Here is a 15,394-nt window from a genome sequence, read left to right as displayed (position 1 = left end):
AGTGTTTCACGTGAAACATTCACAGTTCGACGTCATTGTTATTGGTGCAGGTCACGCCGGTGCTGAGGCCGCGCATGCTTCAGCCCGTATGGGTGCTGTCACTGCTTTGGTAACCTTGTCAGAAACAGATATCGGTGTGATGTCCTGCAATCCGGCTATTGGCGGATTGGGTAAGGGGCATCTGGTGCGTGAGATTGATGCACTGGACGGCGTCATGGGGCGTGTTGCGGATCAGGCGGGTATACAGTTTCGTCTATTGAACCGTCGAAAGGGCCCTGCTGTTCAAGGCCCACGGGCTCAGGCAGACCGAGCCTTGTATCGTGCGGCGATGCAAAGAGAAACGCGCAATCGAGAACATCTTTCGGTGATTACCGGCGAAGTTGTTGATTTCCAGATGAATGGGAACCGTGTTTCAGGTGTGAAGCTTGCGGATGGTTCGGAAATCCCGGGGAAAACAGTAATTCTCACCTCCGGTACCTTTCTGCGCGGTGTTATTCATATCGGAGATGTATCTCGCCCCGGTGGTAGAATGGGCGATCGACCATCTGTAAAGCTGGCAGAGCGGCTGGATACTTATTCACTACCTATGGCTCGCTTGAAGACGGGTACACCTCCACGTCTGGATGGTCGGACAATCGATTGGTCAGATTTGGAAAGACAGGATGGTGACGAAGAACCTACCTTGTTTTCGTTCCTGTCCAAAACCGTTGTTGCTCCACAGATTGCTTGTGGCATCACACATACGAACGCCAAGACACATGAAATAATCGAAAAGAACCTCTCGCGCTCGGCGATGTACGGTGGTCATATCGATGGTGTGGGGCCGAGATATTGTCCTTCGATCGAAGACAAGATCGTTCGATTTGCGGATAAGGATTCACATCAGATCTTCCTTGAGCCAGAAGGGCTCAATGATCACACCATATATCCCAATGGGATCTCAACTTCGCTCCCCCAGGATGTGCAGGTGGAATATGTCCAATCGATAAAGGGATTGGAGAAGGCCGAGATTCTTCAGCCGGGTTATGCCATCGAATATGACTACATCGATCCCCGTGTGTTAACTGCTTCGTTGTCTCTTCCGGAGATTCCTGGGCTATATCTTGCGGGTCAGATCAATGGAACCACAGGATATGAGGAAGCAGCAGCCCAAGGGCTTGTTGCTGGTCTTAACGCCGCGTTGGAGGTTCAAGGGAAAGATCCTGTCCATTTCACGCGTGCCGATAGCTATATCGGAGTGATGGTGGACGATCTGACCACCCGTGGAGTCGCGGAGCCTTACCGTATGTTCACCTCGCGCGCCGAGTTTCGATTGTCGTTACGCGCTGACAATGCAGATCAACGTTTGACGCCAATCGGGAGTCAGATTGGTTGCATTGGAAGTGAACGGCAGGCCTCATTCAACAATAAGATGGATAAGCTTGATAAAGCTAAGGGAAAGCTAACAGATCAAACCTATACACCTAAAGAAATTCGCGCAGCTGGAATTGAGGTTAACCAGGACGGGAACCGACGCGATGGGATGGCGATTTTGGCATTTCCGAACGTCACCTTCGATGATCTGCTTCCTCTCGTTGAGGGATTGGGTGAAACCGAAGATGAAATTCGTCGGCAAGTAGAGCGGGATGCCTTATACGCAAACTACATTGCACGGCAGAAGCGCGATGTCGAAGCAATGAAGCGGGATGAATCGTATGTAATTCCACGCGATTTTGACTTCTTTGCCCTGGATGGTCTTTCCACGGAGATGAAGCAAAAGTTGTCGAATGCGAAGCCTGCAAACATAGCGCAGGCAGGGCGGGTTGAAGGTGTAACACCCGCAGCTTTGACGCTGGTCCTTGCTAAATTGCGGCGTGAACAGAAAGCGCTCAAGGCATGATCCCTGAAAACAATGCGGTTCTTGAGCGTTTAGATGTTTCACGTGAAACATTAGACCGCCTGTCGATTTACGTCGATCTGGTTGCACGTTGGAACCCAAAGATCAACTTGGTGTCGCGCAAAAGCCTGGAAGACATCTGGGATCGGCATATTCTGGATTCTGTTCAGGTCTTTCGTCTTGCGGATAAAGTTGATCGCTGGGTTGATCTGGGAAGTGGTGGGGGTTTCCCGGGTATGGTCTGCGCAATCATGGCAATTGAGACTTCACCCGAAACGCGGTTTACATTTGTTGAAAGCGATCAGAGAAAATCCGCTTTTCTGAGAACTGTGTCTCGTGAATGCGGAGCTAACTGCAAAGTGATCTCCAAACGAATCGAAGCTGTTGAACCATTGAATGCCGACATACTGTCTGCACGTGCGTTGGCGGATCTACGCCAGTTAATGTCCTTTTGTGACAGGCATTTAGGTGAAAATGGCACAGCCTTGTTCCCAAAGGGCGCAATCTGGAAAAAAGAGCTGTCTGATGCCCGCGAGGAATGGAATTTCGAAGCGGAGCCTATTACAAGTTTAACTGAACCCCAGGCCGTTATCCTGAAGATCAAAGGAGTCTCACGTGGTTGATCTGTCTCGCCCTTCAGGGCCCCGGATTATCGCGGTTGCCAATCAAAAGGGTGGGGTGGGAAAGACAACGACGGCGATAAACCTGGCAGCGGGATTGGCCGAGGCAGGGTGCAGGGTTCTGGTGGTTGACCTGGATCCACAGGGAAATGCCTCGACAGGTTTAGGTGTCGAAGATCGGGATTGGACGACCTATGATCTGATTCTGGACGACGCCCCGTTGAAAGCGGTTGTTCAGGAAACCGAGATCGGTGGTCTTTATGTGGTTCCTGCGACCGTCGATCTCAGTTCGGCTGATATTGAGCTTATTTCCAATGAAAAGCGCAGCTATCTTTTGCACGATGCGCTCAGACAGACTGCAATTGATGAGTTCTCGTTCGATTTTGTACTGATCGATTGCCCACCCTCGCTGAATCTTCTCACTGTAAACGCAATGGTTGCGGCGCATTCCGTCCTTGTACCACTGCAAAGTGAGTTCTTTGCTCTGGAGGGGTTGTCACAACTGATGCTGACAATTCGTGAGGTTCGGCAGACTGCGAACCCGGATCTTAGAATCGAAGGTGTTGTGCTGACCATGTATGACAACCGCAACAACTTGTCCCGTCAGGTTGAAAAGGACGCACGTGACAATCTGGGTGAGATGGTATTTAAAACCAAAATACCCAGAAATGTGCGGGTCAGCGAGGCGCCATCATATGCGCTTCCGGTTCTGCAATACGATTCCGGGTCTTTGGGCGCTATGGCTTACCGGCATCTGGCGCGCGAGATCATGCATAAAAATAACAAAGTGGCCGCCTGAGCGGCTGTCAGGAGGGCGAGTTGAGCGCCAAGAAAGGAAAACCCAGAGGTTTGGGGCGGGGGCTGTCCGCATTGATGGCGGATGTCACACAGGATGTTGAAGGCCGCGTTTCTGCTGAACCGCGCCGCCCGGACATGAAAGTTCCAATCGAAAAGCTTCGCGCCAATCCAAATCAGCCGCGTCGCACTTTTGCCCCTGAACAACTGGATGAGCTAGCGGCATCAGTTAAGGAAAAGGGGATCATTCAGCCACTGATCGTGCGCGCTGTGAACGACAGCGAATACGAGATTGTTGCCGGCGAACGTCGCTGGCGCGCTGCGCAGATGGCGCAGTTGCACGATATCCCGGTAATTATACGCGAGTTTGACGATACCGAAGTACTGGAAGTCGCGATTATCGAGAACATCCAGCGCGCGGATCTCAACGCTGTTGAAGAAGCGGCAGGCTATAAGCAGCTGATGGATCGATTTGGCCATACGCAGGAAAAGCTGGCCGAGGCCTTGGGAAAAAGCCGAAGCCATATCGCCAACCTGCTGCGTTTGCTATCATTGCCGATTGATGTGCAAACCCTTGTAATCGAAGGGAAACTGTCTGCCGGTCATGCTCGGGCGTTGATTACGGCAGAAGATCCGTCGGAACTGGCAAAAATTGTTGTCCGTGACGGTTTGTCAGTGCGTGCAACCGAGGCTTTGGTGAAAAAGCAGCAACAAGGTGATGCAGATCGTCCTACGCCAAAGTCACGGAACCTGAATGCGGGCAAGGATGCGGATACACGGGCATTGGAAAAGGACCTTTCTGCGATCCTGGCCATGAAGGTTGCGATTAATCACAAGGCGGGTACCGAGACAGGGCAGGTGGTTCTCACCTACGAAAACCTTGATCAGCTGGACGATCTTTGCGCGAAACTCAGCCGTTAGGCCGGGTCCAGATAAAGATCATCACGCCGCTCAGTACGACAGCTTGAATGATCAGAACATGTGACGGAACTGAGAAAATCAGGGACAACCCAAAGACAGCGGCGACCGATATGGTGGCCGCTTTTTTTGCGGCTGGTCGAATTGCCCCGGATTGCTGCCAATCTATGATCATGGGGCCAAATGTTCTGTGGCTCAAAAGCCAGTTGTGCAGGCGGGACGACGAGCGCGCAAAAAAGAAAGCTGCCAGAAGGAGAAAGGGAACCGTTGGCAACAAGGGCAGCACCACACCGATTGCCGCCAGCGCAACACAAAGCAATCCCAATCCTGCCCAAAGAAACTGCATGATTTACCCTAATAGTTCCCGAATAACGGCATTCAGAACTGCGCGACCATCTCTTGTCGCCTTTATACGGTTATCCTCCTGGTACAACATGCCAATCTCGCAGAGATCATCTACTTTGTCCTGATCGAGAGAGGTACCAGACAGTAGTTTGAATCGATCAACATCTAGACCTTCTGCAATTCTCAAACCCATCATGAGGTATTCATTTGCCTGATCCGAGCGACTGAGCTCTTCTCTATGGGATTCACCGGACCCTGCCGAGACGGCACTTATCCATGTATTCGGGGCCAGGTACGTTTCGGTCGCGAGCTTGCGCCCTTGTGATGTGATGCGGCCATGGGCTCCGGGGCCAATTCCAACATAATCGCCATAGCGCCAGTAGATCAGATTGTGCTGAGATTCCGCTCCGGGCCGAGCATGGTTCGAGACTTCGTAGGCTGGCATGCCGCGGCTTTCGCAGATTTCCTGAGTCGCAAGGTACATGTCGGCCGCGCTGTCATCCTCGGGCAGTCCGCGTAGTTTTCCGATTGCATAGCGGTCACCGAACGCGGTGCCGTCTTCGATCGTCAACTGATAAAGGGACAGGTGGTCGACCGCCATCGATAGTGCTTCGTTCAATTCTGCGCACCACGCCTCTACGGTTTGATGCTGGCGCGCATAGATCATGTCAAAGCTGACGCGATCAAAGCAATTCCGCGCGATATCAAATGCTGCGCGCGCTTCAGCAACTGTGTGAATGCGGCCGAGCCGTTTCAGGTCTTTGTCGTTCAAAGCCTGAACACCCATGGAAATGCGATTCACCCCGGCATCACGGTAGGCGGCAAAGCGACCAGCTTCGACTGATCCGGGATTGGCCTCAAGCGTGATTTCCATGTCGTTGGCAGGGCGCCACAAGGCCCGCGCTTCATTAATCACTGCTGCAACAGTTTCAGGTTCCATCAAAGACGGAGTGCCACCGCCAAAGAAGATCGTGTTCAAGACCCGGTCCGGCGTTTCAGATGCTGAGCGTTTCAGCTCACTCAGATATGCATCAAGCCATTGTTTTTGATTAATTTTCTTGGAGACATGGCTATTGAAGTCACAATAGGGGCACTTGGCCTCGCAAAAAGGCCAATGCACATACAGGCCAAAGCCCCCGTTGCGCCAATCATCCGCCAAAGCAGCCCTTCACGAACATCTCCACCGCGCGACCGCGATGGCTGATCTTGTTCTTTTCCCAGCGATCCATCTCGGCAAAGGTAATATCGTATCCATCAGGGACAAACATTGGGTCATAGCCGAACCCTTCGGAACCGCGGATCGGCCAGACAAGGTGGCCTGGCGCGACGCCTTCGAACACTTCATCATGACCATCGGGCCAGGCCAGTACCAGCGTGCTGCGGAATTGAGCAGTGCGCGGGTGTGCGGCGTCTTTGGCCTCCAATTCGTTATGCGCGCGCGTCATCGCCATCAGGAAATCGCGGCCATTGCCGGTTTCTGCCCAGTCGGCAGTATAAACGCCCGGCGCGCCGTCCAGCGCGTCGATGGTAATCCCGGAATCGTCCGACAGGGCAGGCAGGCCGGTGGCCTTGGCAGCGGCATGTGCTTTGATCCGGGCATTGCCGACGAATGTATCTTCGGTTTCCTCGGGTTCCGGCAGGTTCATCTCACCTGCGCCAACAACCGTCACACCAAAAGGTTCTAGGAGATGAGTCATCTCCTCAAGCTTGCCTTTGTTATGCGTGGCCACCAGCAGCCTGTCCCCGTCGAACTTGCGGGTCATGCGGTGGCAGCCTTTTGAGCAGCGGCCAGCTCGGCAACGCCTTTTTCAGCCAGATCCATCAGCTGATCCATCTGTGCGCGGCTGAAGACAGAACCTTCGGCGCTCATCTGAACTTCAATCAGTTTGCCCGAACCGGTCATGATGAAATTGCCATCGACGCCGGCCTCACTGTCTTCTGGGTAGTCCAAGTCCAGCACCGGTTGGCCTGCATAGATACCGCAGGACACCGCTGCAACCGGATCGACCAGCGGGTCAGAGATCACGTCGCCAGCTTTCATCAGCTTGTTCACGGCCAGACGCAGCGCAACCCAACCGCCGGTGATCGAAGCGCAACGGGTGCCGCCATCGGCCTGAATTACATCACAGTCCACGGTGATCTGACGTTCGCCAAGTGCAACCCGATCCACACCGGCGCGCAGGGCACGGCCGATCAGCCGCTGGATTTCTACCGTGCGACCACCTTGCTTGCCACTGGCTGCCTCGCGCCGCATCCGGGTGTTGGTTGCGCGGGGAAGCATGCCGTATTCGGCAGTGACCCAGCCCAAACCCGATCCCTTGATGAACGGTGGCACGCGATCCTCGATCGTGGCGGTGCACAGTACGTGGGTGTCGCCTATTTTGATCAGGCAGGAACCTTCGGCATGTTTGGTGAACCCTGTTTCGATTGAAACCGGGCGCATTTCGCTTAAATCTCGTCCAGAGGGTCGCATGGAAAATCCTTTGTTTGCTGGGTTGGGGATAACGTCCCCGTGCCTTAGGATGCAACCCCGATTGACCTTTCATTTGCCTGCGATTTAATGCCGGTCCAGCAGGGGAAGACGCATGAGCGAAGCGCGCAAAATTCTGGACGAGATGAATGACCGGTCACGCGAGGTGTTCCGGCTGATCGTCGAGAGCTATCTGGATAGCGGAGAACCGGTTGGCAGCCGTACGCTGACCCGCACTTTGTCGGAGAAGGTCAGCGCCGCGACCGTGCGCAACGTGATGCAGGATCTGGAGTTTCTCGGCTTGCTTGACAGCCCTCATGTCAGTGCGGGGCGGATTCCCACGCAGCAAGGGCTGCGGATGTTCGTGGACGGATTGCTGGAAGTGGGTGATCTGGGCGCGGATGATCGGCAGAAGCTGGACGAAACATTAGGCTCTAATGCAGGCGATGTGGGCGGAATGCTGGATCGTGTCGGTTCGGCTTTGTCACACGTGACACATGGCGCATCGCTGGTTCTGACGCCCAAGCATGAATCCGAGATCAAGCATATCGAATTCGTTTCATTGGCCCATGACCGCGCTTTGGTCGTTCTGGTCTTTGCCGATGGGCATGTTGAAAACCGCCTGTTTACGCCTCCTCCAGGACAGACGCCCAGTTCGATGCGCGAGGCGGCGAACTTCCTGAACGCGCTGATCGAAGGGCGTACGCTCAGTGAAGTGCGGCGTCAGATGCAATCCCAGATCACTGCGCGCAGGCAGGAAATCGATGTTTTGGCGCGCGAAATGGTGGAAAGTGGCATGGCCGCCTGGGATGGGGACGGCACCGACTCAGCCCGTTTGATCGTGCGCGGGCGGGCGAATCTGCTGGGAGAACCCGGCCAGGCTGAGGAGTTGGACCGAATCCGAACGCTGTTTGATGACCTCGAGCGCAAGCAGGACATCGCCGAATTCCTCGAATTGACCGAGGAAGGCGAGGGTGTGCGCATTTTTATCGGGTCTGAGAACAAACTTTTCTCACTTTCGGGTTCCTCTTTGGTGGTGTCTCCATATATGAACGCTGATCGAAAGATAATCGGTGCGGTCGGGGTCATCGGGCCCACGCGTCTGAATTATGGACGGATCGTGCCGATCGTGGATTATACGGCGCAACTGGTCGGCAAGCTGATTTCCGACCGGAGCTAGAGGGTAAGAGATGGCAGAGCCCAAGAACGAAGATTTTCTGGACGATATCGCAACCGCCGAGGCGGAAGAGCTGGCCGAGGAATTTGCCGAGATCAGCGAAGAGGCGCTGGAAATTGATGCGCTGCGTGCTGAGCGGGACGATTTCAAGGACAAGTTCATGCGCGCCTTGGCGGATGCCGAAAACGCGCGCAAGCGTGGCGACAAGGCCCGTCGGGATGCTGAACAGTACGGCGGATCGAAACTGGCCCGTGACATGCTGCCGGTTTACGACAACATGAAACGCGCGCTCGAAGCTGCAACCGACGAACAGAAAGAAGTGGCAGGCCCGCTTCTGGAAGGCGTCGAGCTGACCATGCGCGCGTTAAAGGACGTATTCCAAAAGCACGGGATCGAAGTGATCACGCCCGAAGTTGGTGACCGGTTTGATCCAAATGTGCATGAGGCGATGTTTGAGGCACCGGTCCCAGGTACCCGTGCTGGTGACATTATTCAGGTTTCGGCCGAGGGCTTCATGCTGCATGATCGCCTGCTGCGCCCGGCGCAGGTCGGGGTATCTTCGACCCCGGCAAGCTGAACGATTTCAGTTCAAACGAATATTGAGGCGGTCAGGTTCTGGCCGCCTCTTTCAATTTGTAAATCAGGTCCAATGCTTCACGTGGAGTCAACTCGTCCGGCAGGATTTCATCGAGCATGTCGGTGACAGGTGATGCCTTGGGCGCAGGTGGTGGCGGAGGGGGCGCAGCCGAAAACAACGGCAGGTCGTCGATCAGCGCTTTTTGTTTACCGCCTTCGCGTTCGGTTTTTTCCAGCTGATCCAGCACGATACGCGCGCGTTCGACCACAGATACCGGCAGTCCGGCTAATTGGGCGACCTGTACACCATAGGATCTGTCTGCCGCGCCTTTGTGGACCTCGTGCAGAAAGATGACCTCACCTTCCCATTCTTTCACTGCGACGGTTGCGTTTTCAACACCCTCGAGTTTGCCGGCCAATGCCGTCAGCTCGTGGTAATGCGTGGCAAACAGGGCTCGGCATTTGTTGGATGCGTGCAGGTGTTCCAGGGTAGCCCAAGCGATTGACAGGCCATCATAGGTGGCGGTACCGCGACCGATTTCATCCAGAATGACGAGGGCACGGTCATCTGCCTGATTGAGGATGGCGGCAGTCTCTACCATTTCGACCATAAAGGTCGATCGTCCGCGCGCCAGATCGTCTGAAGCTCCAACGCGGCTGAACAACTGGCTTACCAGACCAATATGCGCGCGCTCCGCCGGGACGTAGCTACCCATCTGGGCCAGCAGGGCGATCAGCGCATTCTGACGCAGGAAGGTCGATTTACCGGCCATGTTGGGACCGGTCAGCAGCCAGATCGCCGCGCCATCGTTGGCGCTGAGATCGCAGTCATTCGCGATGAATGCGTCACCGCTTTGCTGGTGCAGGGCGTGTTCGACAACCGGATGTCTGCCACCCTGAACATCGAATGCGCGCGAGGCGTCGACTTGTGGGCGGCACCAGTTTTCTCCACGTGCCAGATCGGCCAGAGCGGTGGTCAGATCCAGCTCAGCCAACCCTCGGGCGGCTTGGTTCAGGCGGGCGGCTTTTCCCAGAATTTCATCAGAAAGCCTTTGATAGAGCCGCTTTTCGATCTCCAGCGCCAGATTTCCGGCGTTCAGAATACGGGTTTCGATCTCGGACAGTTCGACTGTGGTGAACCGCACCTGATTGGCTGTGGTCTGCCGATGGATGTAGGTTTCGCTGAACGGGGGGTTCAGCATTTTCTCGGCATGGGTGGCTGTAGTTTCAATGAAGTAACCCAGCACGTTGTTGTGCTTGATCTTCAGAGACGTGATGCCGGTATGTTCCGCATATTTCTGCTGAAACCCGGCGATGACCGAGCGGCCCTCGTCGCGCAGGGTGCGTGCCTCGTCCAGCTCGGCATCGTACCCCGGCGCGATAAAACCACCGTCGCGGGCCAGCAACGGGGGTTCTGCTACAAGGGCGTCATCGAGCAGGCTCAGTAGGTCATCGAAACCAATCAGATTTTGCAACGCCGTTGCCAGAAGGACTGGTAAGTCCTGATCCGCGCAAAGCTCGGCAATCGCTGATGCCTGTGCCAGGCCGTTGCGAATGGCGGCCAGATCACGGGGGCCGCCGCGATCCAGAGACAGGCGGGACAGGGCTCGGTCCAGATCGGGAGTTTTGCGCAACGCCTCGCGCAGGTCCGATGCAATCAAACTGTCTTCGGCCGCAAAACTCACTGCATCCAACCGTCCATGGATGACGTCCAGATTGCGGGAAGGGCTGGAAAGGCGTTGCTCCAACAGGCGCGCGCCACCCGGAGTGACTGTGCGATCCACCACGGACAGCAGCGAGCCAGCGCGACCTCCGGACAGGGAACGGGTCAGTTCCAGGTTGCGCCGAGTTGCGGCGTCGATCTGAACCACGCGGTCCTCGGATTCCTTTAGCGGCGTCTGCAGCAGCGGCAGTTTGCCCTTTTGCGTGATCTCCAGATAGTCGATCAGCGCGCCCATGGCTGAGATTTCGGCGCGACCAAAATTGCCGAAGGCATCCAAAGCGCCCACGTGGAACAACCCGCAGATGCGCTTTTCCGCCGCAGTACTGTCGAAACTGGCACGCCCGATGGGCGTCAGAGAGATACCAAGATCGCGAACAGGCTCATTCAGCTTTTCCGGTGCTCCGTCGGCGACGATCAGTTCGGACGGCGCCAGCCGTGCCAGCTCGGGGCTAAGACGCACGGACGTCAAAGGCATCACGTGAAACGCCCCGGTCGAGATATCGGCCCAGGCCAGTGCAGCCTCATCCCGGACCTGGGCATATGCGGCAAGAAAGTTGTGGCGGCGGGCTTCCAACAGCGCGTCTTCTGTCAGTGTGCCGGGCGTCACCAGACGCACGACATCGCGCTTAACCACCGATTTAGAGCCTCTTTTCTTCGCCTCAGCAGGGCTTTCCATCTGTTCGCAGACGGCGACTCGGAACCCTTTGCGGATCAGCGTCAGCAAATAGCCCTCAGCTGCGTGAACAGGGACGCCGCACATCGGAATGTCGCTTCCGTTGTGCTTGCCGCGCTTGGTCAGGGCGATGTCCAGCGCTTCGGCTGCGTTGACGGCATCCTCAAAGAACATCTCGTAAAAGTCGCCCATGCGGTAAAACAGCAGGGCGTCGGCATGGGCCTCTTTGATCTCGAGATATTGCGCCATCATCGGCGTGACTGTGGACAAGGCTGACCCCTTCTGGCGTATTCCGGACGCGACCTTACAAATACCCCACCCGCGACGAAAGGTGAAAAGTATTCTCGTTGAGGCGCGCCTCTTGCTGCGCTATGAGGCGAAAGCCCAACAGATGTAAAGAAACGACCTATCTCATGCCCAAAGCGAAGATCACCAAAGAAGAGGCGCTGGCCTTTCACCTCGAACCAACTCCCGGCAAGTGGGAGGTTCAAGCCACCGTCCCGATGACCACTCAGCGTGATCTGTCGCTGGCCTACAGCCCCGGCGTGGCTGTTCCATGTGAAGCCATCGCGGAATCCCCGGAAACAGCCTACGACTATACCAACAAGGGCAATCTGGTTGCTGTGATTTCAAACGGCACAGCGGTTTTGGGTCTTGGCAATCTGGGTGCGCTGGGCTCGAAACCGGTGATGGAGGGCAAGTCAGTCCTGTTCAAACGGTTCGCCGATGTGAACTCGATCGATATCGAACTGGATACCGAAGACCCGGATGAGTTTTGTCGTGCCGTGCGCCTGATGGGGCCGACCTTTGGCGGCATTAACCTTGAAGATATCAAAGCGCCCGAGTGTTTCATCATTGAACAGCGCCTGAAGGAAGAGATGGATATCCCTGTCTTCCACGATGACCAGCATGGTACGGCTGTGATTTGCGCGGCGGGTTTGCTGAATGCGCTGCATATTTCGGGTAAAAAGATCGAAGACGTAAAGATCGTCCTGAATGGCGCGGGTGCGGCGGGGATCGCCTGTATTGAGTTGCTTAAGTCGATGGGCGCACGGCATGAGAACTGCATCGTCTGTGACACCAAGGGTGTAATCTATCAGGGCCGGACCGAGGGTATGAACCAGTGGAAATCGGCGCATGCCATCACCACGGATCTGCGCACTCTGGAAGAGGCCATGAAGGGCGCGGACGTCTTCCTGGGCGTGTCGGTTAAGGGCGCTGTGACGCAGGATATGGTCGCGTCAATGGCAGATAACCCGGTGATTTTTGCGATGGCGAACCCGGATCCCGAGATCACGCCGGAAGAGGCGCATGAGGTGCGGGTCGATGCGATCGTCGCTACCGGGCGCAGCGACTATCCGAACCAGGTGAATAACGTTCTGGGTTTCCCATACCTGTTCCGTGGTGCGCTGGACATTCACGCCCGTGCCATCAATGACGAGATGAAGATCGCTTGCGCCCACGCGTTGGCCCGTCTGGCGCGCGAAGATGTGCCGGATGAAGTTGCCATGGCTTATGGTAAATCTCTGACCTTTGGCCGCGATTACATCATTCCGACGCCATTTGACCCGCGCTTGATCCACCGTATCCCACCCGCTGTTGCCAAGGCTGGTATGGATACCGGGGCGGCGCGGCGTCCGATCATCGACATGGATGCCTATGAGTTGAGCCTGAAATCCCGCATGGACCCGACTGCCAGCATCCTGCGCGGCCTGAACGCACGTGCCCGCGCAGCACAAAGTCGCATGATCTTTGCCGAGGGTGACGATCCGCGCGTTCTGCGCGCAGCGGTCATGTATCAGCGCTCGGGTTTCGGAAAGGCGCTGGTTGTTGGTCGTCCCGATGACGTCAAAATCAAGCTTGAAGCCGCAGGTCTTGGTGATGCTGTTCGCGAGCTGGAGGTAGTGAACGCCGCCAACACCATGCACCTCGATGCCTATAAGGAATTCCTCTATAAACGTCTGCAGCGTAAGGGATTTGACCGGAAGGATATCCACCGTCTGGCCGCGCGTGACCGGCACGTGTTCTCATCTTTGATGCTGGCTCATGGGCATGGCGATGGTCTGGTTACGGGCGCAACCCGGAAATCCGCACATGTGTTGGATCGCATCAATCACGTCTTTGACGCGGATGCGGCCCATGGCGCTGCCGGTGTCACCGCATTGCTGCACAAGGGCCGGATCGTCCTGATGGGCGATACGCTGGTTCACGAATGGCCGGATGAGAATGATCTGGCCAATATCGCCGAGCGCGCAGCAGCCGTTGCCCGCCATATGGGTCTGGAGCCGCGCGTTGCTTTCGTCAGCTTTTCGACCTTTGGCTACCCGGTCTCGGAACGTGCTGAAAAAATGCATGTCGCTCCCGAAGTTCTGGACGGGCGCGGCGTGGATTTCGAATACGAAGGTGAGATGACCGTCGACGTTGCCCTGAACATGGATCAGCAAGAGGCTTACCCGTTCTCGCGCCTGACCGGTCCCGCGAACATTCTGATCGTCCCCGCACGGCACTCGGCCAGCATCTCGACCAAACTGATGCAGGAAATGGGTGGCGCGACCGTGATCGGTCCGATCCTGTCGGGTGTCGATAAACCGATCCAGATCTGTTCAACCGTTTCGACTGCAAACGACATCCTGAACATGGCCATCCTGGCCTCTTGCGATATCGGATAAGCGATGACGATCTGGAACCTTGGCTCAATCAATGCCGATATGGTCTACGGCCTGCCGCACCTGCCCGGTCCGGGGGAAACCCTTGCGGCCAAGGGGCTGGAACGGTTTCTGGGCGGCAAGGGTGCGAACATGTCCGTTGCCGCCGCACGTGCCGGATGTCAGGTCAGCCATATCGGAGCTGTCGGGCCTGACGGGCGCTGGGCCAAGGACCGTCTGACCGAGTATGGCGTGGATACGCGCCATATCACCGAAGTGGATGTACCAACCGGGCATGCAATCATCGCGGTCGATGCCGAAGGTGAGAACCTGATCGTTCTTTACCCGGGGTCCAACCACGCGCTTGAGGTTCAGCAGCTGGAACAGGCGCTGTCTTTGGCCAAATCAGGTGATCTGCTGGTCATGCAGAACGAAACCAATGCACAGGTCGAGGCTGCCCGACTGGGGCATGAACTTGGTCTGACAGTCTGTTACGCAGCAGCGCCGTTTCAGGCGGATGCGGTTCAGGCTGTCTTGCCCTATCTGGATTTTCTGATCCTGAACCAGATTGAAGCGGAACAGCTACAGCAAGCCACCGGTCTCAGCGCTGCAGACTTGCCGGTCGAGCATGTGGTCGTGACACTAGGTTCCAATGGCGCCCGCTATCATCAGCGCGGCAAAGATCCGGAGGTGTTTGATGCCCACAAAGTTCAGGCCGTGGATACGACCGGGGCAGGTGACACCTTTACCGGCTATGTCCTGGCCGGAATGGACCGAGGCATGCCGCTGGCGCAGGCCATAACACAGGCAAACCGTGCCGCGGCTTTAATGGTGATGCGACACGGTACGGCTGATGTGATCCCTGATCTCAAGGAAGTTCAGGCGGCTCGTTTCGATTAGGAACCGACAAAGGGTGCTGCACTGCCCCAAAGCTGTTTTACCCGGGCGTCGCGACCGCAGGCCTTGCGATAGGCTTTGTACGCATTCTTTTGGCGCTTGGGACCAAAACGGGTGAAGACCAGCTTGTCTCCCTTGTAGTAATCCTGGTGATAGGCTTCCGCAGGATAAAAGGTTGATTGTTGCAGGATTGGCGTCACGACTGTTTGTCCCAATGCCTGCTGGGCATTTGCCTTAGCCTTCTGCGCCTGTGCTTTTTCGCCTGCGTTAGAGACGAAAATTGCCGTCCGGTAGCTTTCGCCACGGTCACAGAACTGACCGCCTGCATCTGTCGGATCAACCGAGCGGAAGAACATGCTCAAAAGTGTTTCACGTGAGACGCGGGCAGGGTCGAAGGTGATCTGTACGGCCTCGTAGTGACCTGTACCGCCTTTGGAAACCTGATCGTAAGTCGGGTTCGCAGATTTTCCGCCGGTATAACCCGAGACTGCGCCAATCACGCCGGGTACCGATTCAAAATCGGACTCAACGCACCAGAAACAGCCGCCGGCAACGGTCAGTGTTTCGGTGCCCGCCGCAGGTGCAGGTATCGCGCGTAACAACGCAACCAGAGCAATCAGAACAAACAGAAGAGCGGACTTGAAATGGTCGAAACTGTAATTCCGGGTCATGGCAGATC

14 protein-coding genes are annotated in these 15,394 nt (G+C 56.0%); 8 read left to right on the top strand and 6 right to left on the bottom strand.

Annotated elements, in window-relative coordinates:
- Positions 1-10 precede the first annotated feature (10 nt).
- Genes mnmG through GOX61_RS17445 form a run of 4 tightly spaced genes read left to right on the top strand, consistent with a single transcriptional unit; the run spans position 11 to position 4,212 of the window.
- The gene (gene mnmG, locus GOX61_RS17460) at positions 11-1,879 is read left to right on the top strand and encodes a tRNA uridine-5-carboxymethylaminomethyl(34) synthesis enzyme MnmG (protein ID WP_170335774.1); all 1,869 of its coding nucleotides are present in this window, start codon (positions 11-13) and stop codon (positions 1,877-1,879) included.
- Positions 1,876-2,499, top strand: a complete 624-nt coding sequence (gene rsmG, locus GOX61_RS17455) for a 16S rRNA (guanine(527)-N(7))-methyltransferase RsmG (RefSeq protein ID WP_170335772.1) — start codon at positions 1,876-1,878, stop codon at positions 2,497-2,499. The genes mnmG and rsmG overlap by 4 nt, the downstream gene beginning before the upstream one ends.
- A complete protein-coding gene (locus GOX61_RS17450; RefSeq protein ID WP_170335770.1) occupies positions 2,492-3,295 on the top strand; it encodes a ParA family protein in 804 nt (267 codons plus the stop codon). Before rsmG ends, GOX61_RS17450 begins: the two co-directional genes overlap by 8 nt.
- Positions 3,296-3,315: 20 nt before the next feature.
- The gene (locus GOX61_RS17445; RefSeq protein ID WP_170335768.1) at positions 3,316-4,212 is read left to right on the top strand and encodes a ParB/RepB/Spo0J family partition protein; all 897 of its coding nucleotides are present in this window, start codon (positions 3,316-3,318) and stop codon (positions 4,210-4,212) included.
- Here GOX61_RS17445 and GOX61_RS17440 read toward each other — a convergent pair.
- The 4 genes from GOX61_RS17440 to rph are packed head-to-tail and all read right to left on the bottom strand — an operon-like array spanning position 4,202 to position 7,027.
- Positions 4,202-4,555 (bottom strand): YbaN family protein, encoded by a 354-nt coding sequence (locus tag GOX61_RS17440; RefSeq protein ID WP_155144155.1) that lies wholly within the window; start codon positions 4,553-4,555, stop codon positions 4,202-4,204. The two genes, GOX61_RS17445 and GOX61_RS17440, sit on opposite strands and share 11 nt — an antisense overlap.
- A 3-nt stretch (positions 4,556-4,558) precedes the next feature.
- Complete coding sequence (hemW, locus tag GOX61_RS17435) at positions 4,559-5,713, bottom strand: radical SAM family heme chaperone HemW (RefSeq protein WP_170335767.1); 1,155 nt, start codon at positions 5,711-5,713, stop codon at positions 4,559-4,561.
- On the bottom strand, positions 5,703-6,317 hold the full coding sequence (rdgB, locus tag GOX61_RS17430; protein WP_170335765.1) for an RdgB/HAM1 family non-canonical purine NTP pyrophosphatase: 615 nt from the start codon (positions 6,315-6,317) through the stop codon (positions 5,703-5,705). The genes hemW and rdgB overlap by 11 nt, the downstream gene beginning before the upstream one ends.
- Positions 6,314-7,027: a ribonuclease PH gene (gene rph / locus GOX61_RS17425; protein ID WP_155144161.1), complete on the bottom strand. Its 714-nt coding sequence runs from the start codon at positions 7,025-7,027 to the stop codon at positions 6,314-6,316. The genes rdgB and rph overlap by 4 nt, the downstream gene beginning before the upstream one ends.
- Positions 7,028-7,139: 112 nt before the next feature.
- Here rph and hrcA point away from each other — a divergent pair, with 112 nt between their 5' ends.
- Both hrcA and GOX61_RS17415 read left to right on the top strand, forming a co-directional pair.
- A complete protein-coding gene (gene hrcA, locus GOX61_RS17420) occupies positions 7,140-8,204 on the top strand; it encodes a heat-inducible transcriptional repressor HrcA (RefSeq protein WP_170335763.1) in 1,065 nt (354 codons plus the stop codon).
- Positions 8,205-8,214: 10 nt separating this feature from the next.
- Positions 8,215-8,778 (top strand): nucleotide exchange factor GrpE, encoded by a 564-nt coding sequence (locus GOX61_RS17415; RefSeq protein ID WP_155144165.1) that lies wholly within the window; start codon positions 8,215-8,217, stop codon positions 8,776-8,778.
- Between the two features lie 31 nt (positions 8,779-8,809).
- Here GOX61_RS17415 and mutS read toward each other — a convergent pair whose 3' ends face one another.
- A complete protein-coding gene (gene mutS, locus GOX61_RS17410; protein WP_170335944.1) occupies positions 8,810-11,425 on the bottom strand; it encodes a DNA mismatch repair protein MutS in 2,616 nt (871 codons plus the stop codon).
- Positions 11,426-11,586: 161 nt separating this feature from the next.
- Between mutS and GOX61_RS17405 the strand changes: the two genes are divergently transcribed.
- The gene (locus GOX61_RS17405; RefSeq protein WP_155144167.1) at positions 11,587-13,842 is read left to right on the top strand and encodes an NADP-dependent malic enzyme; all 2,256 of its coding nucleotides are present in this window, start codon (positions 11,587-11,589) and stop codon (positions 13,840-13,842) included.
- A gap of 3 nt (positions 13,843-13,845) precedes the next feature.
- Positions 13,846-14,718 carry a ribokinase gene (locus tag GOX61_RS17400; protein WP_170335761.1) on the top strand — a complete coding sequence of 291 codons (873 nt, stop codon included), beginning with the start codon at positions 13,846-13,848 and terminating at the stop codon, positions 14,716-14,718.
- On the opposite strand, the gene msrA is transcribed toward GOX61_RS17400, so the two are convergent.
- Complete coding sequence (gene msrA / locus GOX61_RS17395; RefSeq protein WP_170335759.1) at positions 14,715-15,386, bottom strand: peptide-methionine (S)-S-oxide reductase MsrA; 672 nt, start codon at positions 15,384-15,386, stop codon at positions 14,715-14,717. The two genes, GOX61_RS17400 and msrA, sit on opposite strands and share 4 nt — an antisense overlap.
- Between the last annotated feature and the right edge of the window lie 8 nt (positions 15,387-15,394).

The sequence above is a fragment of the Ruegeria arenilitoris genome (assembly GCF_013030265.1).
In the GTDB taxonomy this organism is placed as follows: Bacteria; Pseudomonadota; Alphaproteobacteria; order Rhodobacterales; family Rhodobacteraceae; genus Ruegeria; species Ruegeria arenilitoris_E.
This window is presented reverse-complemented; position numbering and strand designations above follow the sequence as displayed.